Origin of the sequence: Sinorhizobium sojae CCBAU 05684, assembly GCF_002288525.1 — a bacterium.
Lineage (GTDB): Bacteria > Pseudomonadota > Alphaproteobacteria > Rhizobiales > Rhizobiaceae > Sinorhizobium > Sinorhizobium sojae.
Map to the genome: position 1 here is coordinate 1,816,795 of NZ_CP023067.1, position 23,798 is coordinate 1,840,592.

Here is a 23,798-nt window from a genome sequence, read left to right on the forward strand (position 1 = left end):
TGGAAATGAGCAATACGGCGGAGGAAGTCGGCGCGCGTCTCATCGCCTTCCTGCCCAATCTACGCCGCTTCGCCATTTCCCTCTGCGGCTCCCGCGATCTGGCGGACGATCTCGTGCAGGCGGCGTGCGAAAGGGCGCTCGCCAATGCGGGCCGTTTCGAGCCAGGCACTCGGTTCGACGCGTGGATGTTCCGCATCCTGCGCAATTTGTGGATCGATCAGGTCAGAAGGCAAAAGACCGCCGGCGTCCGCGTCGACATCGTCGAGCAGCCGGACATTGTCGGCGCCTCCGGGGAGCGCGACGCCGAGGCGCGGCTGATCCTCAAGACGGTCGCCGAAGCGATCGCACAATTGCCGGACGAACACCGGGAAGTGCTGCTGTTGGTCTGCGTCGAAGAGCTTTCCTATCGCGAGGCCGCCGACATCCTCGGAATTCCGATCGGGACGGTGATGAGCCGCCTCGCGAGAGCGCGCAAGAATCTGGCTGAGGCCGCCGGAATAACCATGCCAGCCGCACGTTCTGTAGCCGTGAAGGACGCTGAAGAATGACGAGAACGTTGTATCCCGACGAGACACTGATGCGGTTTGCCGATGGCGAACTGGATGCTGACGCGATGGCAGAGATCGAGCAGGCGATGCAAACCGACGACGAGTTGGTCTCGCGCGTGTCGCTCTTCATGGAAACGCGCCGCGCGGCACAGGCGGCCCTGAAGCCGCTCCTCGACGAGCCGGTACCCGCCGGACTGACCGCCGCCGTCGAAAAGATGATTGCTGAAAAGACGTCGGCGCAAGGTGCACGGGGAGCTGTCGTCTTGCCATTCCCGCGTCGCTCTGCCAACGACCGCCAGGCAAACCGCTGGCTCGCACCGATCGCGGCTTCGCTTGGGGCCGTTATCGCCGGATTCGGCGGATACTGGCTGCGCGGTGCCGCCGAACCGGCTCAACAAAGCCCGCTCAATGTCGCCGGCATCATCGGTCCCGCTCTCGATGAAGCACTTGTGACGGTGGCTTCAGGCGAGGAAATGCAACTTCCCGATTCCAACGAACGCTTCCGGGCGATCGCGACCTTCCGCGACAGCACCCAGGCGCTTTGCCGCGAGTTCGAGGTGGATTCGCCCGATCGGTCGACGGTGGTTTCGGTCGCCTGCCGTTCCGGAGAGGAATGGCGCGTCACCTTCGCCGTGGTCGCGCCGGGTGACAGTGGTGGCTATGCTCCCGCCGCGTCGACCGAGACTCTCGACGCCTATCTCGCGGCGATCGACGCCAGGCCGCAGATGGATGCGGCTGAAGAGGCGCAGGCCCTCGGCGAAATCCGAGCCGACGCAGAAAGATAAGGATGCGGTGAACCTGATGATGGAATAGACGCGCGTGTCGCCCGTTACTCCGCCGGGCCTGAAGAACCGGTCCGCATCTCAAGAGGAGTAAACGGCATGACGAAGCACTGGAAACTGAGTACGGCACTCATCGCCGGCCTGGGCGCATTCGCGGGCTTTACCGCGGAGGCAAGGGAGCACCCCCTGACGTTCCCTGACGTCGAGAACCCGTCCGTGCCGCCGACGCAAACGAGCCGAACCGACAGCGAATTCATCGTTGCGGGCAACAGCTCGTCGAACTCGAGTTCCAACTCTTCGAGCAACTCCAGTTCCAACTCGTCGTCAAACTCTTCATCGAACAGCTCGTCGAACTCGAGCTCAAACTCCTCGAGCAATTCAAGCTCGAATTCATCGTCGAACAGTTCCTCCAATTCGAGTTCCAACGGCTCCGACCGGACCTATCGTCCCGGCAAGTTGTGGCATGTGCGCTGATACCGCAGCACGAAGCGGGGGGCTCCGAATGGCCCCCGCTTTGACCTCCTCCGATCTTCAAAGGCGCGCAACGGCATTGTTTGATCGCCAGCAACCCATGTCAGTCTTGCGGATCGGTGTACCTGCTCCTGCCGCCATCAGGGCCGGACGGATTCGTGCACTTCAATATCGTTCCCCCAAGAGTGCTGGCGCGAAGCCTGCTGGACGAGGTAGAAGAGAAGCAAGAGGGCCGCGTCGAACTCCAGAACCTCTTCGACAGCCGACAACGCCTTGGAGGACGTGGCGACGTCAATTGCCTGCGCCAGTCCGACAAAGCCAACATGGAGGAACACCAGGGCGTGCTCAGCGAGCCACGATCCACCGCCCTCCGCTACTTTCCTGATCTGCCTTAGTGCAATCAGTATGATCCCGGCGGAAGCCGCGAAGATCAGTCCCACCCACAGCCAGCCGAGGCCCGGACTTAAGTCGCCCAGCAGCCGGTAAGCCAGAATCATGAGATCATGGAAGCCATCGAGTTCGCCGCCGCCAAAAAGAGGTGGCGGCTGAAATCCGAAAATTCGGGCACCGAAGCTCGTCTCGTCCATCAATTCCACGAGCCCGATCAGGCCGGCCAACAAGAAAGGCAAGCGCGGACCGCGCACGGCAGAGGCCACTCCGGCTCCGAGGGTGGCGATCGCCAGACCTATTGCACTCGCCGTTTCAATGATGCCGTCTTCACGTAGGAGCACCATTCGCACGTTTGGTGCAACGATCGCTATCAGGGCACTCGCAATTGTAACCGTTCCCGTTAGGACCAAGGCGCCGATCAACCACCGCTGATGCGTCGTGCCCGTCAGCGCGTGAAAGGTCTGAGTAAAGGAAATGGAGCGGCCAGTGATACCAGCGTGGGGCCTTTCCGTTGTCTCCAGGGCCTTGGAACGCATTTCACGCCTCCGCTACGTGAGCTGTCACGAAAGTGTCATGAAACTGTTCTCTGTGGCCAATTTCAGGTAACCGAAGCGGCCCAGTGCGAACAGCGAAGATATTCTGGCGAATGAATCAACCGCACCCTGCCTCAACGGGCAGAGCGAGCCACCTTGCGATACCAGCCTGCAGCCGCGATGGTGTTCCGGTGGACCGTCTCCCGTGCCGCGGCCTCTTCCCGGGTTTCCGCCCGGATCTCGGCAGTGACCGCCGCGTCAGCGCGGCGAAACGGGATGACCTGGACGAGCGGCGTCCCCTTTTCGACGACATAGAGGCCGTCAGGCGCCGTTGCAAAGAACGGGAAATGAATGTGGGCGGCGTAGGTGTCCGTATCGACGATTCCTGCCACGCACTCGAAGGGCTGTCCCGGACGGTTGAGCGGCGGCAGAAACAGAGAACTCCAGCCGGGCGGCGTGTTGATCGACCAGTAATTGTGGAACTTGCAAGGAGGATTGGGCTCTAACGGATTTCCCGCAACCTGATGGGCGCCGTGATAACTGACCATCACCCTGTCGAATTCCCATCCCGCCTCGACATTGCGACCACCATCCTTGATCTCGAGGCGTACCGTCGCCGCGAGCGGCAGTATCCAGCCGGTCGTCATCGCGTCAAGGAAGGGCATGCAGCGCTTGACGGTCAAGCCGTTGTTGGTGGTCGACAGGTGCTCCCGGTCGACCGGCGGCAGTTTGCGGTACCAGTCAGGCAGGACCGACTTGGCCGGAACCGGCGGCGCGATGACGTCACGGTCCTCCGGGCGGCAGAGAAAGCGAATCAGGCGCGGCTCTTTGTGCAGAAGATGAAACATCCCGGTTCTCCCTACTCATGGCATGGAAGAAACGCGGCAGCGCGCCCATTATTCCCCAGAGCTTCCGACAGGGCGACACGACGTTTCGTATAGACGTGCATCGACGGACCGGTCCCCGGCACTCTCATTCCCTCGAAGTGTGAGTGTCTTCAGTGATGGCCGGCATGCGACTTTCGCGTGAGGACCTGCTGCGCTGCGGAAAAATGAAGGCGCGGGCTTGAAAGCACTCTTGAAATCGGCACTGTGACTGTGCTTGGCAGAAGAAAAAACAGTTACTGCGGGGAGGCAATTCGATGCAGATGTTACTCGGCTTGAGCCGACTGATAGACGCCATAACCGAGAGGATCGGCAAGGCGGTCTCGTGGCTCATTCTCGTCGCGGTGCTCGTCAGCGCCGGCAACGCCGTCATCCGAAAGGCATTCAACATGTCGTCGAATGCCTGGCTCGAGGCGCAATGGTACCTGTTCGGCGCCGCTTTCATGTTCGCTGCCGCCTATACGTTGAGCCAGAACGAACATATCCGCATCGATATCGTGTACGGTCAGTTTTCGCGCCGCGTGCAGCACTGGATCGACCTCTTCGGACACATTGTCTTTCTGATGCCCTTCGTGCTGCTGATGATCTATTTCCTCGTGCCCTACGTGCGCATGTCCTATCTCTCGGGGGAGCTCTCCTCCAGCGCCGGGGGGCTGATCATCTGGCCCGCCAAGGCCGTGCTTTTGATCGGCTTCATTCTGCTGGCGCTGCAGGGCGTCTCCGAGATCATCAAGAAGATCGCCGTCATGACCGGCAACATGGACGACCCGACGCCTCACGTGCCGACTCATGCGCCGCTCGTTGAGGCGACCGCTCCGGAGGTGCGCCCGTGATTGAGTTCATCGCGCACAACCTGGCGCCGATCATGTTCGTGTCGTTGATCGTGTTCCTGCTGCTGGGCTATCCCGTTGCCTTCTCGCTTGCCGCGAACGGCCTCCTGTTCTTCATCATCGGCGTGGAGCTCGCGCCGCTTTCCGATTCGATCAATCTCTCCTGGCCGCTGCTCAACGCGCTTCCGGAACGGTTCTGGGGGGTGATGTCGAACGACACCCTGCTTGCCATCCCGTTCTTCACCTTTATGGGGATCGTGCTGGAACGCTCCGGCATGGCCGAGGATCTGCTCGATACGATCGGGCAGCTCTTCGGTCCGGTCCGCGGCGGCCTTGCCTATGCAGTCATCTTCGTCGGCGCCCTTCTTGCCGCCACCACGGGCGTCGTCGCCGCGTCCGTCATCGCCATGGGCCTGATCTCCCTGCCGATCATGCTGCGCTACGGCTATGACCGGCGGGTCGCCACCGGCGTCATCGCCGCCTCCGGCACGCTCGCCCAGATCATTCCGCCGTCGCTGGTGCTGATCGTTCTCGCCGACCAGCTCGGCCGCTCCGTCGGCGACATGTATGCCGGCGCGCTGATCCCGGGTCTCGTGCTGACCGGTCTCTACATGAGCTACATCCTGCTGATGTCGTTCCTGAAGCGCGACTCGATGCCGGCGCTGCCGCTCGAAGCCCGCACCCTCGGATCAGGCGTCATGTCCCTGGTCGTCGCTCTCGTCGTCGCCGTCGGGATTGCGTATGCCGCCCACCTCTACCTGTCGCCGACGCAAGGCGAGAACGCCGATATCCTCGGCGCCACGGTGGGCGTGGTCTTCATCTATTTCGTCGCCGTGCTCGATCGCCTGTTCAGGATCAATGCCCTGTCGCGTTTGGCGCAGCAGGTCATCATCGTGTTGATCCCCCCGCTGGCGCTGATCTTTCTCGTTCTCGGCACGATCTTTCTCGGCATCGCAACACCGACCGAGGGCGGCGCGATGGGCGCGGTCGGCGCGCTGATCATGGCCGCGGCCAAGGGACGGCTCACTATGGAAGTGGTCCGCTCGGCGCTTGCCTCCACCACGCGCCTCTCCGCCTTCGTGCTGTTCATCCTCATCGGAGCGCGCGTCTTCTCGCTGACCTTCTACGGCGTCAACGGTCATCTCTGGGTGGAACACCTGCTCACGGGATTGCCCGGAGGCGAGGTCGGCTTCCTGATCGCCGTCAACCTGCTCGTCTTCTTCCTGGCCTTCTTCCTCGATTTCTTCGAACTCGCCTTCATTATCGTGCCGCTGCTGGCACCGGCGGCCGAGAAGCTCGGGATCGATCTCATCTGGTTCGGCGTGCTGCTCGGCATCAACATGCAGACGAGCTTCATGCATCCGCCCTTCGGCTTTGCGCTGTTCTATCTCCGCTCGGTCGCGGCTAGGGTGCCCTATCTCGACAAGGTGACCGGCAAGATGATGCAACCGGTTACGACGGGCCAGATCTACTGGGGCGCCGTGCCTTTCGTCTGCATCCAGATCGTGATGGTCGCGCTGACGCTCATGTTCCCGCAGATGGTGATGCACTACAAGGGCACCGGCGCGGGGGTCGACCCCTCGACCATCAAGATCGAGCTGCCCGGCCTTGGCACACCCGGCACCGGCCTGGGACTGCCCGATAATGGCGGCGGGCTCGGCCTGCCGGGCGGCCTGCAACTGCCGGGCGGAAGCCCGCTCGACGGCGGCCAGCAGCCGGCCCAGCCGAATGTCGCGCCCCAGCCGGAGACGCCGTCGGCGCCCGACCTCAGCGCGCCGCCGTCCTTTGATTGAGGGTGGAGAGCTTTCTTCGTATGGCAGCCCCTCAACCGCCTGCCGGCACCTTCTCCCCGTTTTGACGAGGAGAAGGACCGCGCGGTACCCGCTCGGGTGAGGGCACCGAGCGAGAGGCGCAAAAAGTCCCCTCTCCCCGCGGGCGGGGAGAGAGTTAGCGTGAGGGGGCAGATTTCATCCACCGCCTTCAGTGGCGATCAAAAGAAAACCCCGGAGCAGCGCCCCGGGGTTTTCCAGTTCCGCGATTGAAAGGCAGCGTCAGATCTTGCCGTTGCGCTGCTGGATCATCATGAAGGTGTCGTAGTTGTATTCGGCGATCTGCGCATTGAGGTAATACTCGCCGCGGAACGCCTTGATCGATTCCCAGATCTTCTTGAAGGCCGGATTGGTGGCCTCCATCTCCGCATAGATCTCGTTCGACGCGTCGAAGCAGGCGGAAAGGACATCTGCGCTGAACGGCCGCAACTGCGCGCCGGCGGCGACGAGGCGCTTGATGGCCGCCGGGTTCAGATAGTCGTATTTCTGCAGCATGTTGGCGTCGGCCGCCTGGCAGGCCGTGCGCAGGAGCGACTGATAGGCCTTCGGCAGGCCCTCGAACGCCGCCTTGTTGAACATCGCATGCACGGTCGGGCCGCCTTCCCACCAGCCGGGATAGTAGTAATAGGGCGCGACCTTGTAGAAGCCGAGCTTCTCGTCGTCATAAGGACCAACCCATTCCGCGGCGTCGATCGTGCCCTTTTCCAGGGCCGGGTAGATATCGCCGCCGGCGATCTGCTGCGGCACGGCGCCGAGCTTTTCCAGGACCTTGCCGGCGAAGCCGCCGACGCGCATCTTCAGCCCCTTCAGGTCGTCGACCGTCTTGATTTCCTTGCGGTACCAGCCGCCCATCTGCACCCCGGTATTGCCGTTGGGGAAGCCGACCAGGCCCTGCTCGCCGAGGAATTCGTTGAATATGTCAATGCCGCCGCCGTGATAGTGCCAGGCGTTGAAGCCGCGCGCATTGAGCGAGAACGGCACCGCAGCGCCGAGCGCCCAGGTCGGGTCCTTGCCCCAGTAATAATAGGCCACCGTGTGGCACGCCTCGACCGTACCCGCGGCCGCCGCATCGGCCGCCTGCAGGCCCGGAACGATTTCGCCGGCCGCGAAGACCTGGATCTGGAAATTGCCGTCGGTCGCTTCGGACACGTATTTCGACAGGACTTCCCCGCCGCCATAGATGGTATCCAGCGACTTCGGGAAGGACGACGTCAAACGCCAGGTGACCTTCGGGTTTGTCTGGGCAATGGCCGGAGCTGCGAGTGCCGTCGCGGCAGCCGCTCCAAGGCCGCCAAGACCCGCATTTTTGATGAATGAACGGCGATCCATGATTCCTCCCTTTTCCCGCCATGACGGTTGCAGGCGTGGTCCGCCGAACCGTCGCTTGAGCTTCCCCCCGCCTCAGCGCGTGGAGGGCCCATTGTCATGATTTGCCGGCGCCGGGCAGAAGCGCCCCAAATCGGACCGGCACAACCGCACCATACAGAGATGGCAAGGCATGTCCAGTGGCCGTATCCGGCCGCCGCCACGAGTTTTGTCGAAGAGGCGACCGGACGGCGCGAAATTGCCTAAAATACGAGGCAAATCAACGCATTCGGGCTCGCAGCTGACTCGGTTTTGCGGCCTTCGACGGGCCGCTCTCCAAAACGCCGAGGCGGCCTTTCCCGCGGTCTGGCGCAGGAAGTCGTCAGCGCTCCGCCGACGCAGCCCAGAGGTTGATGTCGGCCTCGCGCGCATAGGCGTCGATCTCGGACAGTTCCTCTGCGGTGAAACAATCGTTCTCGAGTGCCTTGACGCTGTCGACGATCTGCCCGGAACGGCTGGCGCCCACCAGCGCGGAGGTGATCCGCCCGCCGCGCAGCACCCAGGCGATCGCCATCTGCGCCAGCGTCTGGCCTCGGCGCTCGGCAATCGCATTCAATTTCCGGATGTTCTCGACGATCTCCGGCCGGATGAAGTCCTTCTTGAGGAAGTGATTCTGCGCTGCGCGGCTGTCCTCGGGGATACCGCTCAGATACTTCGTCGACAGCATGCCCTGAGCCAGCGGCGAGAAGACGATCGATCCGATGCCGAGCTCTTCGAGCGTATCGATGAGGCCGTCGTCCTCGATCCAGCGGTTGAGCATGGAGTAGCTCGGCTGGTGGATGATGCAGGGCGTGCCGAGATCCTTCAGGATCGCCGCCGCCTCGCGGGTGCGCTGGGAATTGTAGGAGGAAATGCCGACATAGAGCGCCCTGCCCGAGCGCACGATTTGGTCGAGCGCGCCGCAGGTCTCCTCGAGCGGTGTGTCGGGATCGAAGCGGTGGGAATAGAAGATGTCGACATAGTCCAGCCCCATGCGCTTCAGGCTCTGATCGCAGGAGGCGATCAGATATTTGCGGCTGCCCCATTCGCCATAGGGCCCGGGCCACATGTCGTAGCCGGCCTTGGAGGAAATGATCAGCTCGTCGCGCAGGCCGGCGAACTGGGTGCGCAGGATTTCGCCGAAGGCGATCTCCGCAGACCCCGGAGGCGGTCCGTAATTATTGGCGAGATCGAAATGGGTGATGCCGAGATCGAAAGCGGTCCGGCACATGTCCACTTTTCGCTCATGCGGCGTGTCGCCGCCGAAATTGTGCCACAGCCCCAGCGAGATTGCCGGCAGCCTCAACCCGCTCCTGCCGCAGCGGTTGTATTTCATCTTCTCGTATCGGTTTTCCGCCGGTTGCCAGGCCATGGGTTGTGTTCCTCGCCAATGATGGGGGGTTGAATACCCCTCCCCAACCCCTCCCCACAAGGGGGAAGGACTTACTTTGCCGCACCCTCCCGCCTCCGTCTCGGTGGGATCGACCACCAAAGGCTGAAGATGGGCGGGCGAGCGCCGCAGGCACCGAGCCCATCCTCCTAATGGGGCGGGGTTGGGGAGAGGTTCTTTTCATCCGCAATTCACCGCAGAAGCGCCCTCGCCTCCTCTATCCCAAGCGCCGCCGGCTGGGTGCACGTGGTCGCCAGCGTCACGAATCGCCCTTCCTCGCCGGATTTCAGGATCGACACCATCGCGTCGACGGCATGCAGCGCGCGATCGAGCGAGCAGCGCGGGTCGCGCCCCTTGAGGATGGCGTCGGCCATGTCGGCGAGGCCGGCGGTGCGGTAGTTGGCGATCGGCCCCAGCGGATGCTCCCAATTGTCGACGGCAAAGGGGTGGTCCCACATCTCCAGTGGCTGGATCTCCTTGCTCCGGCCGCTCGCCTCGACAGTGCCGCCAAAGAAATTCGGGTCGGGCACGAACAGCGACCCCTCGGTGCCGTAGAGCTCCATATTGGCGTGGCGATGCGCCCAGACGTCCCAGCTCGCGGAAAGCGTGATGGTCGCGCCGTTATGGAATTCGAGCAGCGCGTGGATATTGGTCGGTGTCTTGACCGGGATTACCTCCCCTTTGCGCGGCTCGCTGGTGATGGTGCGCGTCTGGCTCGCCATCGACGAGAGCGCCGCCACGCGCTTTACCGGTCCGATCAGGTTGATCAGATTGGCGATGTAATAGGGGCCGAGGTCGAGCACTGGCCCCCCGCCGGGCAGGAAGAAGAAGTCCGGGTTCGGATGCCACATCTCCATGCCCGGGCTCATCACGTGGCAGGTGCCGGAGGTCACGCGGCCGATCCTGCCGTCATCGATGTAGCTGCGGGCGAGCTGGTGGGCGCCGCCGAGGAAAGTATCCGGCGCACTGCCGACCACCAGCCCCTTTTCCTTGGCGGTCGCCCTCAATTCCTCGCCCTGCTCGAGCGACAGGACAAGCGGCTTCTCGGAATAGACATGCTTTCCGGCTTCGAGGATCGCCTTCGAAACCGGAAAATGTGCCTCCGGAATGGTGAGGTTGACGATGATGTCCACCTCCGGATTGGCCAGCAGCGCCTCGATGCTCTGTGCCGTCGCGTCGAATTCGGCGGCGCGCGCCTCGGACGCCGCCGGGTTGAGATCCGCGCAGGCGACGACCCGGATGCCCTTGAAGAGCGGCGCAAGCTTGAAATAGGTCGTGGAAATATTGCCGCATCCGATGATGCCGACGCCAAGTTCTTTCGTCATGGAGTTATCCGTTCCTCTAGGCAGGACCCGCAAAAACTGTGGTCTTGCGGGATCCTGCGACAAACAAAGAATTCAAAGCAGACAGTCGTGGTCAGCCACAACCGACCGCTTAGTAGGATTGAATGGAAGCGAGCGACCGCTTGGCAAAGCGGCGGAAGTCGCTCGGATTGTCGTGCTCCGCGATGAAATATTGCGCCGGGGTCTCCGCGAGCGCCTTGGTGAGCCCCTTCCAGTCGAGCGTGCCCTCGCCGACATCCGCCCAGCCGTCCTCGTTCGTCTTTTCGCCCTTGGGCGCGATGTCCTTGACATGGACGGCGGTGATGCGGTCGCCATATTTCGCGATCCAGGCAAAGGGGTCGCCGCCGCCGCGCACGATCCAGGCGATGTCGGCTTCCCAGGAAAGGTTCGGTCCACCGGCAAAGATGTGCTCCAGCGGCACCGAACCGTCCGGCAGGGCATGAAATTCGAAGTCATGATTGTGCCAGCCGAAGTCGATGCCGGCGTCGCGAAATGGCTTTCCGGCCGCCTGCAGTCGTGCGCCGAATTCCCGCCATCCGGCCGCATCGCTCGGGCGCTGATCGGGCATCAGATAGGGGCAGTAGATGGCGCGGATGCCGAGCGCATTGGCAATCTGCATCACCCGCAAGGGGTCCGTTTCCAACATGTCGAGGCTGAAATGGGCCGTCGGCATGGCAAGGCCATTGCGCTCGAGCCCGCTCCTGAAATCCGCGATCTGCTCGTCGCTGAGCGCGGCATAAAGCGCCCCATAGCCTTCGACCTGCGTATAGCCGGCGTCGCCGAGAGCGGAGAGCACTTCGGCGAAGGGCGGGAAGTTGCGGGCGCTGTAGAGCTGAAAACTGACGTCTTTCATCGACACTCTCCTCGTGGGTTTTGCGGATTCAAATCGTGGCAGGGGCGCAGCGGAGCGACGCGCGGTTGATCTTCGCAGGCGAAGAGCCAGCCATGACGGCGGATCGCGCTTCACTCGCTCACCCCCTTCCCTGGCAGGATTCGAGGTCGTAGGCGTTGAAGCGCGGCCTCGCGCCAGGATCGAGCGGCACTTTCGGCGTGAAGCGGATCGTCTTCGCTTCTCCGGCCGCAAGGTCGAAGGCGTTATCGGAATAGCGTCCCTCGACATCCGCTTCGACCATCACATGCAGCGCGAGGCCGGCTGCGGTCACGGTCACGTTGTAACCCTCGTCGCCGGACACCGCCTCGATTGCGAGGCCTGCGGGCTTGAGGTCGAGTGCCTTGTAGGTGCCGCAGACGTAGTGCCCCTCGCCGCGTAGGCCGTTCGACGCTTCGAAGGACCAGAAGACGAGCGCATCGGCCGGAACATCGGCGGCCGTGATGGTGACGAGCGTCTCTGCCCGTTCCGGCGAGCATGCGCCCGCCGCCGCCACCAGGGGCCGTTGCTTGCCGTCGAGCGAAACCAGGAAGGTCTCTAGCTCGACCGTCACCGGCTCGGCCGTATCGTTGACCATCGAGAAGGCGATCGTCTTGCCGTCCGCGGACGGAATGGCCGCCACCGTCACCGGCTGGAAGAAGCGGCGCGCCATGTAGTGCATGGCCTTCCAGTGGCCGCCATAGTCGAGGCTCGACCAGGAGGCGACCGGCCAGGTGTCGTTGAGCTGCCAATAGAGCGTGCCCATGCAATGGGGCTTCAGCGAGCGCCAGTAGTCGACGGCGGTGCGGATCGCGAGCCCCTGCTGGATCTGGCTCAGATAGACGAAGCTCGGGAAGTCCTTGGGGAAGCGGAAATAGCGGAACATCGTACCGGCAATCCGCTCGTTGCCGCCGGCATTCTTCTGATGCGCCTCCATCACCGGCGAGGCGATGTTGAGGTCGCGCGCCTCGGCGAACCTTCGGATCACCGGCATCGAGGTATAGGACTGGAAGCCGAACTCCGAGCAGAAGCGCGGCCGCACCGTCCTGTAATTGTCGAAGGACTTGTTCTCGTGCCAGACGGACCAGTAGTGCATGTCGCCGGAACCGTCGGCATGCCAGGCATCGCCGAAATCAAGGTATCCGACGGACGGGCTCGACGGCCACCAGCTCGCCTCCGGACAGGCCGCCTTCATCGCCGCCTCGATCGTGCGGTTGAGACGGTCATAGGAAACGAGGTAACGGTCGCGATCCTTGCGGCTTTCCTCGAACCAGGTAAGGGCGCCGACAAGTTCATTGTCGCCGCACCAGAGGGCGATGGAGGGATGCGAGGCAAGCCGCTTCACCTGGTAGTCCACTTCCGCCGTGACATTCTCCAGGAAGTCCGGCGTCGAGGGATAGAGGTTGCAGGCGAACATGAAGTCCTGCCACACCAGGAGGCCGAGCCGGTCGCACAGATCATAGAACCAGTCGGGCTCGTAGAAGCCGCCACCCCAGACGCGGATCATGTTCATATTGGCGTCGGCCGCCGAACGCAGGAGGTCTTCGACGCCCTCCGGCGTGACCCGCGCCATCAGCGCATCCCCCGGTATCCAGTTCGCACCGCGGCAGAAGATGTCGCGGCCGTTGACGCGGAAGGCGAAGCGATTGCCCGCCTCGTCGCGGTCGGTCACGAGCTCGATCGTGCGGAAGCCGATCTGCCGCCTCACCGTTTCCTCGGGCGTCTCGACCGTCAGCATCGACAGCGCCTGCTCGCCGCTGCCGGACGGCCACCAGCGCTTCGGCTCCGCAATGCTGAAGACGTGCGTGATGCGCGTCTCGCCGGCGGCGACCGCGCAGTCCAGGCGCTCGCGCTGCCCGTCGAGGTCGAAATGGATCGGCACGATGCCGCGATCGCGGGCAAAAAGCGTGACCGTCACCTGCAGGTCGACGGAGCCGTCCTTAAGCCAGACCTGGCGCGTCGTCACGTGCTCGATGCGCGCCGCCTCCAGCCGGCAGAGCGCCAGCGGCCCATAGATGCCGAGCGGTGCGATTGCGATGTTCCAGTCCCAGCCGAAATGGCATTGCGGCTTGCGAAGCATGTTGCCGTTGGGGATCGGCGAGTTGCCCTCGTGATAGGGCACGCGGAAGGGCTGTTCGGCCTGCCGCCTTGCCGCCTCGGCGATCGCGGAGTGGAGCACCACGCGGATGCGGTTCTCCCCGGCCACGAGAGCGCCCGAGACGTCCGGGCGGTAGCGGCGGAAGCAATTTTCCGCCTGCAGCACCAGCCGGTCGTTGACATGGACCGAGGCCGCCGTGTCGATGCTGTCGAAATCGAGATACCAGTATCCGCCGAGGTCGTCCGCATCGATCGAGACGGTGCGCTCGAGCACCCAGTCCTTGTGCGCCACCCATTGCACTTCGGCCTCGTTGCGACCGCGATAGGGGTCGGCGATGACGCCGGCGTGCTGCAGGGCGCTGTGCACATCGCCTGGCAGCGCAATCGTCAGCGCATGGCTGTTGTCCGCGGAGGCGAGCAGCCAATCGCCGGAAAGATCGATGCGGATGGCGTCGCCATTCAGGGTCTCGGGAGGCATGTCCACTATCCATTCGTGACCGGCGCTGGCCGCCGGAATACTGTCCTCGGCCGGCGCCTTCCAGGCCCGGCCGGCTCCAAGAGGTTGGGGCCGTTGCGCTATGCGGCTGTCAAAGGCGGTTCTCGCTGACAGCGTCGAAGATCGAGGCAACCCCCATGTCGAGGGAGAGCCGCACGGTGCTTCCAGGCGGATAGCGGCGCTGGCCGGCGATCCTCACCGACATGGATTGCCCGGCGAGCGTCAGCCAAAGGAGGTTGTCGGCGCCCATCGGCTCCTCGATATCCACCGTCGCCTCGTACACCTCGCCCGCCCCGGCCTCATCGACCTTGATATGTTCCGGACGCAGGCCGAGCACCACCTTCTGTCCCGGTTGCAGCGGTGTGCGCGCCGGATAGGCGGTGACGTCGAAGGCGACGCCGTCGACGCGGACGAAGCTGCGGCCTTCCCTCGCCTCCACTTCGCCGCGGAAGAAGTTCATGGAGGGAGAACCGATGAAGCCGGCGACGAAAAGGTTCTCCGGCGCATTGTAGATCGTCATCGGATCGGCGAGTTGCTGGATCACTCCGCTCTTCATCACCGCAATGCGATCGGCGAGCGTCAGCGCCTCGATCTGGTCGTGGGTGACGTAGATCATCGTATTCTTCAACGACTGGTGCAGCCGCTTGATTTCGACGCGCAGTTCCGAGCGCAGCTTGGCGTCGAGGTTCGACAGGGGCTCGTCGAAAAGGAAGACGTCGACGTCGCGCACCAGCGCCCGGCCGATTGCCACGCGCTGGCGCTGACCGCCGGAAAGCTCGGAGGGCCTGCGCTTGAGCAGGGGCCGGATCTGCAGGATCTCCGCCGCCCGCGCGACGCGCTTGTCGATTTCCGCCTGCGGCACCCGCGCGACCTGCAGGCCGAAGGAGAGATTTTTCTCGACCGACATTTGCGGGTAGAGCGCATAGGACTGGAACACCATACCGATGCCGCGGTCCTTCGGTTCCTCCCAGGTGACATTGCGATCATGGATGAATATCTGCCCGTCGGTGACGTCGAGCAGTCCGGCGATGCAGTTGAGCAGCGTGGACTTGCCGCAACCGGACGATCCGAGCAGGACAAGAAACTCTCCGTGATCGATGTCGATATTGAGCTTGTCGAGGACCGTGACGGCGCCGAAGCTCAAGGAAAGACCCCTGACAGAAACGCTAGCCCGCATTTTTCACACTCCTTGTGCCCTGCGTTGGATTGTGGCGAGGCGGATACGGGGGAAAGCCGCGAAAAGCGTAGCTGGTCCTACGGTCGAGCGGCTTTCGCCCGGAGGCGGCCGACACAATCCAACCCTGCGGGCCAGTTGAAAATGGCGACAGTGGGCGTCGAATGACTTGCCCGATGAACCACATCGGGCTGCGCCATCCTCCTACCCTGTCGCCATTTTGAACCGGCGCAGGGCACAAGGAGTGTGAAAAATGCGGGCTAGTCATGCTTGCTTATCCTTTCACTGCGCCGGCTGCGATGCCGCGTACGAACAGGCGGCCCGAGACGAAGTAGACCGTCAGCGGCACGAGACCGGTGAGGATGGTGGCGGCCATGTTGACGTTGTATTCCTTCACGCCCTGGACCGAGTTGACGATGTTGTTGAGCTGCACCGTCATCGGGTAGTATTCCGGCCGGGTGAAGACCACGCCGAACAGGAAGTCGTTCCAGATTCCGGTCACCTGCAGGATCATCGCGACAACGAAGATCGGCAGCGACATCGGCAGCATGATCTTCAGATAGATCGTCCAGAAGCCGGCGCCGTCGACGCGCGCCGCCTTGAACAATTCCTCCGGCAGCCCGGCGAAATAGTTGCGGAAGAGCAGCGTCAGGATCGGCATGCCGAAGATCGTATGGACGATCACGAGGCCGGTCAGGGTACCGTAGACGCCCAGTTCTCTCAGCACGATGACGATCGGGTAGATCATCACCTGGTAGGGGATGAAGGCGCTGACGATCAGGATGGTGAAGAAGAGATCGGCGCCCTTGAAACGCCAGTTCGCCAGCGCATAGCCGTTCACCGACGCGACCGCGATCGAGATGATAACCGAAGGCACGGTGATGCGGACCGAATTCCAGAACCCCCGCGAAAGCCCGTCGCAATTGAGCCCGGTGCAGGCCTCGGCCCAGGCCTTTACCCAGGGTTGGAAGGTGACCTCCAGCGGCGGCGCGAAGATATTGCCGACGCGGATCTCCGGCATGCCCTTGAGCGAGGTCACGATCATCACGTAGAGCGGCAGCAGATAATAGAGCGATACGACGATCAGCGTGCCATAGACGATGATGTTGCGGCGCGAGAGCGTCCGTTTCGGCTTGGCGCCGCGCGGGCCGTCCTCGAGCCTGCCCCCGACCGCATCGATAGAGGCAGCCATGCTGTTCTTGGCGATGTTATCCACGCTTGCGGCCCCCTCCGAATTCGAGATACGCCCACGGCACGATGATGATGGCGACGGTCAAAAGCATCATGGTCGAGGCGGCAAAGCCCTGACCCAGGTTCTGGGCGAGGAACATGTAGTCGTAGACATATTTGGCGGGTACCTCCGAGGCGATGCCGGGGCCGCCGCTCGTCTGCGCCACCACAAGGTCGTAGACCTTGACGATGCCGCTCGCGATGATGACGAGCGTCGTGATGATGACCCCGCGCATCATCGGGATGATGATGAGGACATAGGTCTTCCACATCGGGATGCCGTCGACGCGCGCCGCCTTCCAGATGTCCTCGTCGATGCCGCGCAAGCCCGCGAGCATGAGACACATGACGAGACCCGTGCCCTGCCAGAGCGCCGCGATGAGGATGCCGTAGATGACGATATCCGCATCATAGAGCGGATCGAAGGAGAAGCTCTCCCAGCCAAGGGACCGCACGATCGACTGAATGCCGTATTGCGGGTTGAGCAGCCATTGCCAGACCAGGCCCGTGACGATGAAGGACAGGGCGAAGGGATAGAGCATGATGGTGCGGAACGTGTTTTCGAAACGGATCTTCTGATCCATCAGCGCCGCAAGCACGAAGCCGATCACCAGGCTGAAGACCAGTGAGAGGAAGCCGAAAATCGCCAGATTCTGGATCGAAACGATCCAGCGCGGCGCCTCCCACAGCCGCTCGTACTGATCGAGCCCGACGAAATTGAGCCGCGGCAGCAGCTTCGAATTGGTGAAGGAATAGACGACCGTCCAGACCGTGCCGCCGAGGAAGATGACCACGGCCGTCAGGATCATCGGTATAGAGGCGATCTTCGCATTCAGGTTACGCAGCCACTGGTTCGGACGAACCGAACCACGGGTTAGACCTGTCATATTCCCTCCTCCGGAACTGCTATGGTTTTCGGATGGCGGCAGCCCGGCTCCGCAGCCGCACGGCGACGCCTGCCAAATCACGCACCGCCCGCGCGCGCCAATGCCGCGACCGAGCCGCCCAACGAGCTCGGGGCCGGCCCCGCGACAAAAGCGGGGCCGTCATGCGCCGGACGTTAGTCCGCCGCCGCGATGATGTCAGCAAAGCGCTTCTGGGCGTCCTCGGGCGTCATGGAGGGGTTGGCGAAGAACTCCGAGAAGAGGTCCTCCTTCTGCTTCTGGCTGTCCGGCGAAAGCAACTGGTCCGTGCCCTGGATCACATTGCCCTTAGCGAGAATGTCGAGACCCTTCCGCATGCAGTCATTGGCCGCTGCAAGGTCGACATCGCTGCGAACGGGCAGCGAGCCCTTCTTCAGATTGAAGGCGACCTGGGTTTCGGGGTTCAGCAGGGTGGAAGCGAGCACCTCCTGCGCCTTCGACTTCTCTTCGTCGTCAAGCACCGGGAAATAGAAGGCATCGCCGCCGGTCGAGATCACCTCGTTGACGCCGAGACCCGGCAGGCAGGTGTAGTCGACGCCGGCCTTCTTGCCCGCGACCTGGAACTCGCCCTGGGCCCAGTCACCCATGATCTGGCCGCCGGCCTTGCCGGTGATCACCAGGTTCGTCGCCTGGTTCCAGTCCTGGACATTGCTGCCCTTCGCCATGCGGCGCGCGTCGTCGGCGGCATTGAAGACCTTGGCGATTTCAGGACCGGCCGCCACTTCGGCGTCCTTCTTGGCGAAGACCTGCTCGAACACGTCCTTGCCGGCGATCGCCACCATCAGCACGTCGAAGGCGCCGGCTGCCTGCCAGGGCTGACCGCCGAGCGCCAGCGGAATGATGCCGGCCTTTTCGAGCGCCGGCGCCGCAGCGACGAATTCATCCCAGTTCTTCGGCACGGGCACGCCCGCCTGTTCGAATGCGGCATTGGAAAGCCACAGCCATTGCCAGGAATGGATATTGACCGGGGCGCAATAGATCTTGCCCTCGATCGTGCAGGAGTCGAGCAGGCTCGACGGCTTGACGATTTCCCGCCAGTTTTCCCGCTCGGCCACATCGCTCAGGTCGCGCATCAGCCCGGCCTCGACCAGTTCCTCCGCCTGGCGGCCGTGGTTGAACTGCGTTGCCCCCATCGGGTCGCCGCCGGTGATGCGGCTGATCATGATCGGACGCGCCGTGCCGCCGGAACCCGCGATCGCGCCATCGACCCATTTGTTGCCGGTCGCATCGAAGGCCTTCGCCAGTTCGGCGACCGCCGCGGCTTCACCGCCGGAGGTCCACCAATGCGTGACCTCCAGTTCCGCGGCGTTGGCCGCGCCGAACGGCAGAGCGACGGTTGCGGCCAGAGCGCCAGCCAGAGAACGTAATTTCATGAGTCTCCTCCCTCACTGTAACGTTACCGTAAAAAACTTAGTTCAAACAATTTGCGGAAGCAACACCCACAACGGAGGTTTCAAAACAAATGTTAAGACACACGTTTAGAGAGCATTAGAGGGACCTGACGGCACGCGGCCGTAGGCGCCGACAAGTGCCGAAAGACACGAGTCTTTCATGCACAACCACCTGTAAAGGCTAACATAATCCCCCATGAAGATACATGTGTTCATAATCAGCGCTTCGCAGGCGTAATACCGCAGGAAGCACGTGCTGAACTCAACTCCTTGGATACATGTTTCGCAGTGCAGCAACAAAAATGCTCGACATTGGACCTGTATCGTTACAGATTTTTCGGCGCGGCGCCATTCCGCGTCACTCTGGCGGCCACCTGCAAATCAGATATAAGCGGGCTAGAGCACTGGATGGGGCGGAGACGCAGCACAGGCGCTTGCAGTGTATTTTTTTGGGGACGGGCATGGAAGGCAGGACGAAGAACAAGTCAGCGGGAGCGCCGCCAGCGGAAGGCGGCAGACCGACGCTGAAGACGATCGCCTTCATGACTGGGCTCGGCATCACCACCGTTTCCCGCGCGCTGAAGGACGCGCCCGATATCGGCGCCGAAACCAAGGAACGCGTGCGCCTGGTGGCAAAGCAGATCGGTTATCAGCCGAACCGGGCGGGCGTACGGCTCAGGACTGGCAAGACCAATGTCATCAGCCTGGTGCTGACACTCGAGGAAGAGATCATGGGCATCACCAGCCCGATGGTCATCGGCATCACGGAAATCCTGGCGGGTACGCCCTATCACCTGGTCGTCACCCCTTACAGCTCCACCAAGGATCCGCTCGGACCCATCCGCTACATTCTCGACACCGGCGCCGCGGACGGCGTCATCATCTCGCGGATGGAGCCGAACGACCCGCGCGTGACGCTGCTGACGGAACGTCAGTTGCCGTTCGTCACCCATGGACGCACCAAGATGGGCATCGTCCACCCCTATCACGATTTCGACAACGAGCGGTTTGCCTACGAGGCGGTGCGCAAGCTGGTGGAGCGCGGCCGCCGTCGGCTCGTCCTGCTCGAGCCGCCACCCCACCTCTCCTTCCACCAGCACATGCGTACGGGCTTCGAACGCGGCCTGAGAGATTTCGGCGCCGAGTCCGTCAGCTTTCACCAGGTCAATATCGACCACAGCTTAAAGACCATCCGCGATGCCTTCGAAGCGCTGATGCGCTCGAACGAAGCGCCGGACGGCATCGTCTCCGGCAGCGGCTCCGGCGCCATCGCGCTGATCGCCGGGCTCGAGGCGGCCGGCAAAAAGGCCGGCGTTGATGCCGACATGGTCTCGAAGGTGCCGAGCGACTTCCTGCGCTGGCTGCGCCCGGAGGTCATCACCATGTATGAGGATATCCGCCTTGCCGGCCGCGAGCTCGCCAAAGCGGTGATCGGCCATATCGAGGGCCGCCCGCCCGAAACGCTGCAGAGCCTCGGCCAGCCGGAGTTCCAGTCGACGATACCGGGGCAGCAGACGTAATCTTCCGGTTACTTTGCTGCCTGCGACTGTCACGCGGGCCGATGCAGCGGCCTTTCCTTACAGCGCCGCGCGCCATTTCAGACGCCACAGTACACGAGGGTAGCCTATGTTGCCGTCCGTTGCGGCACGGTATGGCCTTCCCCGATCCTCATTCCCGTGCTCATCACTGGAATCCAGTCAGCCCAAGTCCTGGGCTGAAAAGACTCATCCGCGCCGCAGACGCGGCGCTGCTGGATCCCTGTGACAAGCATAGGGATGAGGGCGAAGAGAGCATCCGCCAAACCCAATTAAGTGACTGTCGTGTACGGTGTCAGACGCGCAAAGGTCAAAGGTCGCTGTAACCCTTTGAAACTGCGCATCGAGCTTTCCGAAGATCGGCTACGATATTCGGGCCGATGCGCTAGATACTGACGGTAGGCCAGTATTTGTCGTCGGCAAAGTCGTGCGGAATGGTACTGAGCTGCCTGAGTTTCTCGGCAACGAAGTCGATCTGCATCTTCAGGTACTGGATCGAACTTGGGATCGGCGCTCCGGTTGCGAGGCTGCGCACCCGCCATTGCTCGTAGCCCGACGCCTTTATGCGCCGGTCCGCCTCCTGGCTGATCCTTGCTGGCCCGGTGACGGGCGTGGTTTCGACCGCTTTACCCCCTTCGATCACCCTGAATTTCATTCTACCTTCCTACCTTCCGATTGCTCCTTCCTGAGATGCCATCAGCTTGTCGTGAAAGGGTGACCGGCGCCACCCTTCCTTTGGTAGAACCGCACTAAACCGGAACCGGGATCAAACGCTGCCCCATGGCCCATGATGACTGTCGGCGCCGTCGACGCGGTCGAAGCCGTGAGCGCCGAAGAAGTCGCGCTGCGCCTGGATCAGGTTGGCCGTGCCGCGGCCGCGGCGATAGCTGTCGAAATAGCCGAGCGCGGAGGCGAGCGCCGGCACCGGCAGTCCGCCGAGCACCGCCGCCGAGACGATGCGGCGCAACGCCCCGTCGGTTTCCTTGACCATCGCCGCGAAGGCCGGGGTGACGATCAGGTTCGCGGCATCCGGCGCCTTGGTGAAGGCCGAGGTGATCTCGTCGAGGAACTGCGAGCGGATGATGCAGCCGGCGCGCCAGATCCTCGCGATCGTCGGCATCGGCAGGCTCCAGCCGAATTCCTTCGAGGCGGCCGACATCACGGCAAAGCCCTGCGCATAGGCGCCGATCTTGGCGGCGAGCAGCGCATTCTCGAGATCCTTGATGAACGCCGCCCTGTCGGCGACCTGAAATTCGCCGATCGACGGCAGGCCGAGGATCTTCTCGGCGGCTTCGCGCTCGCCCTTCATTGAGGAGATGCTGCGGGCGGCAACGGCGGCTTCGATGGCGGTCGCGGGCACGCCCATGTTCTGCGCCTCGATCGCCGACCACTTGCCGGTGCCCTTCTGGCCGGCCTTGTCGAGGATCATGTCGACCATCGGCTTGCCGGTGAGCGGGTCTGTCGCCTCCAGCACCTTTTCGGTGATCTCGATCAGGTAGGAATTGAGGCGGCCCCTGTTCCAGGTGCCGAAGACGTCGCCGATCTCCTCGGCCGTCATCTTCAGGCCGTCGCGCAGGATGCCGTAGATTTCGGCGATCATCTGCATGTCGGCATATTCGATGCCGTTGTGGATCGTCTTGACGAAGTGGCCGGCGCCGTTTTCGCCGAGCCAGGCGACGCAGGGCTCGCCGTCATATTTCGCGGCGATCGAGGTCAGCACCTTTTCCACGCGGGCATAGGACTCCTCCGTGCCGCCGACCATGATCGACGGTCCGTGGCGTGCGCCCTCCTCGCCGCCCGAAACGCCCATGCCGATGAAGGTCAGGCCTGTATCCTTCAAGGCGTCGAAGCGGCGCATCGTATCGCGGAAATTGGCGTTGCCGGCATCGATCATGATGTCGCCCCCGGCGAGATGGGGCTTCAAGGCCTCCATCTGCTGGTCGACCGCCTCGCCCGCCTTGATCATGATGATGATCGGCCGCGGCGGACGGATCGCGGCGACGAACGCCTCGATCGTTTCGCAGGGGACGATCTGGCTTTTGAGTTCACCGGCATCGGCATGGAACTTTCGCGTCGTCTCGACCGTACGGTTGAAGACCGCGATCCTGTTGCCCTTCTCGGCGATGTTGAGCGCGAGGTTGGCCCCCATGACGCCGAGACCGATTAGGCCGATTTCCGCCTGTGACACGTGATTGCCTCCATTGGACAGAAGGACCCGGCACAGCGCGCCGTAGCGCATGCGTGCTGGCCCTTCGAATTGATCTGCGCATGCCGCTCACACGAGGGAAGGAATGGAGTGGGGGCACGCGACGGCGGAGGTGTTTTGGCATTCAAATCGATTTACGACAAGCGTTTCCTTCTGAAACGGAACCTGGTGGTGAAGACCTGTCCGATGCCCAATACGGAGCGCGGCTCAGGGCGAGTGAGCAGCCTTCTTCTCGCTCGGGAGAAGAAAACTGCGCCAGAAGCGGTCATCTCGAATGTGGTTGGCATGACCAAGATGGGGCCGACGGCAGACCGTCCGGTGCTGGCACCCCAACGCGAAAAGCGGACACGCAAGTGGCCGGTGCGCGGGATGGGATCGGCTTGAACCCCTAGAGAAATAACTCGGCTGGTCAGAATATTCTTTCAATCAACGAAAAGAGCAACCGGCCTTTTGGGTCCGTTCCGCGCGCGGCATCGTCAGCCTACGACGTTTCACGTTCCATGATCTGGAACCCGATGTCGGTCACGGCTCCTACCAACGGGATTTTTGCAAACCGCGCAAGCAGCGCATCCGCAGCCGCGCTTCCGAGCATATCGCGATCGACTCTGACGCTGGTCAGCGGCGGATCTGTGTGAGGCGCGAACTCCTGATCACCGAATCCGATCACCGCCAGCTCTCGTGGCACTGCCAAACCACGCGCCTTTGCTTCGACCAGAATTCCCTGGGCAAACTGGTCCGAACTGCAGAAGACGACGCCGCCTGAGAATCCATGATCGGCAATGAGGGTTGCCAGTGCCTGTCTGCCGCCACCCAGCGATGCGTGTCCCTTGAAATCTATCGTCGCCACTGGCGCCCCGCGGAGCATCTCAAACTGCTTTACAAAGGCGTCCCGTCGGCGCGCCGCCCTTTCATCGCCGGCCGTAACGGCTGCGGCGCGCTCGTAGCCCCTTCCGTGCGCATAATTCGCGGCGGCAACCGCGGCAGCGACATGCGAAAAGCCCACGCAGCAGTCGATCGGGGTTTCGGTGATGTCCCAGACTTCGACAACAGGTATGGCTGCGCTCATGAGCATGCGCCGGGAACCGGGCGAATGATGAATTCCCGTCAGCAACATGGCGTCCGGGCGACGGGACAAGTGCGTTGCGATGACGGCCTCTTCCTCCGCAGGATCAAAACCGGTCTCGCCTACCATCAATTGGTAACCGCGCTCGCGCATGATCTTGGAGAAGGCATGAAGCAGACTGGAATAGACGACATTTGTCACCGAGGGGACGAGCGCTGAGATTAAGTTGCTCCTGTTTGAGGCAAGGGCACCAGCCAGAGCATTGGGCACGTAGCCGGTGACGCGGATGGCTTCCTGGATACGCCTCAGCGTCTCTGCGGAGACCATCGACGGATCCGAGAGCGCGCGCGAAACGGTTACCTGAGAGACCCCGGCAAGGCGTCCGACATCGGCCATGGTTACACCACCGCCACTTGGGCGGGCAGTGCGCTTGCCGGCGGTACGATCTTGGCTTTCGCGACTGCGCATGCC

21 protein-coding genes are annotated in these 23,798 nt (G+C 62.8%); 6 read left to right on the forward strand and 15 right to left on the reverse strand.

Annotated elements, in window-relative coordinates; translation table 11 throughout:
* Nucleotides 1-5 precede the first annotated feature (5 nt).
* Both SJ05684_RS08925 and SJ05684_RS08930 read left to right on the forward strand, forming a co-directional pair.
* Nucleotides 6-548, forward strand: coding sequence for an RNA polymerase sigma factor (locus SJ05684_RS08925; RefSeq protein ID WP_034850503.1), 543 nt, complete (start codon nucleotides 6-8; stop codon nucleotides 546-548).
* Entirely contained in the window at nucleotides 545-1,333 is a 789-nt protein-coding gene (locus tag SJ05684_RS08930; protein ID WP_034850511.1) for an anti-sigma factor family protein, read from the forward strand. Before SJ05684_RS08925 ends, SJ05684_RS08930 begins: the two co-directional genes overlap by 4 nt.
* Nucleotides 1,334-1,377: 44 nt before the next feature.
* On the opposite strand, the gene SJ05684_RS29570 is transcribed toward SJ05684_RS08930, so the two are convergent.
* The 3 genes from SJ05684_RS29570 to SJ05684_RS08945 form a co-directional block, all read right to left on the reverse strand.
* Entirely contained in the window at nucleotides 1,378-1,743 is a 366-nt protein-coding gene (locus SJ05684_RS29570; protein ID WP_157211931.1) for a hypothetical protein, read from the reverse strand.
* Between the two features lie 198 nt (nucleotides 1,744-1,941).
* Entirely contained in the window at nucleotides 1,942-2,727 is a 786-nt protein-coding gene (locus tag SJ05684_RS08940) for a hypothetical protein (protein WP_034850513.1), read from the reverse strand.
* 131 nt (nucleotides 2,728-2,858) lie between these two features.
* Nucleotides 2,859-3,572, reverse strand: coding sequence for a DUF6065 family protein (locus SJ05684_RS08945; protein ID WP_034850515.1), 714 nt, complete (start codon nucleotides 3,570-3,572; stop codon nucleotides 2,859-2,861).
* A 293-nt stretch (nucleotides 3,573-3,865) separates the two neighbouring features.
* Between SJ05684_RS08945 and SJ05684_RS08950 the strand changes: the two genes are divergently transcribed.
* Both SJ05684_RS08950 and SJ05684_RS08955 read left to right on the forward strand, forming a co-directional pair.
* Nucleotides 3,866-4,441 (forward strand): TRAP transporter small permease subunit, encoded by a 576-nt coding sequence (locus SJ05684_RS08950; protein WP_034850517.1) that lies wholly within the window; start codon nucleotides 3,866-3,868, stop codon nucleotides 4,439-4,441.
* Nucleotides 4,438-6,231: a TRAP transporter large permease gene (locus tag SJ05684_RS08955; RefSeq protein WP_034850519.1), complete on the forward strand. Its 1,794-nt coding sequence runs from the start codon at nucleotides 4,438-4,440 to the stop codon at nucleotides 6,229-6,231. Before SJ05684_RS08950 ends, SJ05684_RS08955 begins: the two co-directional genes overlap by 4 nt.
* A 258-nt stretch (nucleotides 6,232-6,489) precedes the next feature.
* Here the strand turns inward: SJ05684_RS08955 and SJ05684_RS08960 are convergent, their stop codons facing one another.
* The 9 genes from SJ05684_RS08960 to SJ05684_RS09000 form a co-directional block, all read right to left on the reverse strand.
* A complete protein-coding gene (locus tag SJ05684_RS08960) occupies nucleotides 6,490-7,596 on the reverse strand; it encodes a TRAP transporter substrate-binding protein (RefSeq protein ID WP_034850521.1) in 1,107 nt (368 codons plus the stop codon).
* Between the two features lie 358 nt (nucleotides 7,597-7,954).
* The gene (gene mgrA / locus SJ05684_RS08965; RefSeq protein WP_034850523.1) at nucleotides 7,955-8,983 is read right to left on the reverse strand and encodes an L-glyceraldehyde 3-phosphate reductase; all 1,029 of its coding nucleotides are present in this window, start codon (nucleotides 8,981-8,983) and stop codon (nucleotides 7,955-7,957) included.
* Between the two features lie 209 nt (nucleotides 8,984-9,192).
* Nucleotides 9,193-10,326 carry a Gfo/Idh/MocA family protein gene (locus SJ05684_RS08970; RefSeq protein ID WP_034850525.1) on the reverse strand — a complete coding sequence of 378 codons (1,134 nt, stop codon included), beginning with the start codon at nucleotides 10,324-10,326 and terminating at the stop codon, nucleotides 9,193-9,195.
* Nucleotides 10,327-10,435: 109 nt separating this feature from the next.
* Nucleotides 10,436-11,197: a sugar phosphate isomerase/epimerase family protein gene (locus SJ05684_RS08975; protein WP_034850527.1), complete on the reverse strand. Its 762-nt coding sequence runs from the start codon at nucleotides 11,195-11,197 to the stop codon at nucleotides 10,436-10,438.
* A 118-nt stretch (nucleotides 11,198-11,315) separates the two neighbouring features.
* The gene (locus SJ05684_RS08980) at nucleotides 11,316-13,787 is read right to left on the reverse strand and encodes a beta-mannosidase (protein ID WP_034850529.1); all 2,472 of its coding nucleotides are present in this window, start codon (nucleotides 13,785-13,787) and stop codon (nucleotides 11,316-11,318) included.
* 109 nt (nucleotides 13,788-13,896) lie between these two features.
* Entirely contained in the window at nucleotides 13,897-14,982 is a 1,086-nt protein-coding gene (locus tag SJ05684_RS08985; protein ID WP_034850532.1) for an ABC transporter ATP-binding protein, read from the reverse strand.
* 271 nt (nucleotides 14,983-15,253) lie between these two features.
* Complete coding sequence (locus SJ05684_RS08990; RefSeq protein ID WP_034850534.1) at nucleotides 15,254-16,195, reverse strand: carbohydrate ABC transporter permease; 942 nt, start codon at nucleotides 16,193-16,195, stop codon at nucleotides 15,254-15,256.
* Nucleotides 16,188-17,096 carry a carbohydrate ABC transporter permease gene (locus SJ05684_RS08995; RefSeq protein ID WP_034850536.1) on the reverse strand — a complete coding sequence of 303 codons (909 nt, stop codon included), beginning with the start codon at nucleotides 17,094-17,096 and terminating at the stop codon, nucleotides 16,188-16,190. The genes SJ05684_RS08990 and SJ05684_RS08995 overlap by 8 nt, the downstream gene beginning before the upstream one ends.
* Nucleotides 17,097-17,269: 173 nt before the next feature.
* Nucleotides 17,270-18,505, reverse strand: a complete 1,236-nt coding sequence (locus tag SJ05684_RS09000) for an ABC transporter substrate-binding protein (protein ID WP_034850538.1) — start codon at nucleotides 18,503-18,505, stop codon at nucleotides 17,270-17,272.
* 479 nt (nucleotides 18,506-18,984) lie between these two features.
* On the opposite strand from SJ05684_RS09000, the gene SJ05684_RS09005 reads away from it, so the two are divergent.
* Nucleotides 18,985-20,043, forward strand: coding sequence for a LacI family transcriptional regulator (locus tag SJ05684_RS09005; RefSeq protein WP_034850540.1), 1,059 nt, complete (start codon nucleotides 18,985-18,987; stop codon nucleotides 20,041-20,043).
* A gap of 400 nt (nucleotides 20,044-20,443) precedes the next feature.
* On the opposite strand, the gene SJ05684_RS09015 is transcribed toward SJ05684_RS09005, so the two are convergent.
* Nucleotides 20,444-20,713, reverse strand: a complete 270-nt coding sequence (locus SJ05684_RS09015; RefSeq protein WP_034850542.1) for a hypothetical protein — start codon at nucleotides 20,711-20,713, stop codon at nucleotides 20,444-20,446.
* 111 nt (nucleotides 20,714-20,824) lie between these two features.
* Complete coding sequence (gene gnd, locus SJ05684_RS09020; protein ID WP_034850599.1) at nucleotides 20,825-22,246, reverse strand: NADP-dependent phosphogluconate dehydrogenase; 1,422 nt, start codon at nucleotides 22,244-22,246, stop codon at nucleotides 20,825-20,827.
* A gap of 135 nt (nucleotides 22,247-22,381) precedes the next feature.
* On the opposite strand from gnd, the gene SJ05684_RS09025 reads away from it, so the two are divergent.
* Nucleotides 22,382-22,648, forward strand: a complete 267-nt coding sequence (locus SJ05684_RS09025; protein WP_034850544.1) for a hypothetical protein — start codon at nucleotides 22,382-22,384, stop codon at nucleotides 22,646-22,648.
* A 97-nt stretch (nucleotides 22,649-22,745) separates the two neighbouring features.
* On the opposite strand, the gene SJ05684_RS09030 is transcribed toward SJ05684_RS09025, so the two are convergent.
* Nucleotides 22,746-23,795 (reverse strand): LacI family DNA-binding transcriptional regulator, encoded by a 1,050-nt coding sequence (locus SJ05684_RS09030; RefSeq protein ID WP_034850546.1) that lies wholly within the window; start codon nucleotides 23,793-23,795, stop codon nucleotides 22,746-22,748.
* Nucleotides 23,796-23,798 lie beyond the last annotated feature (3 nt).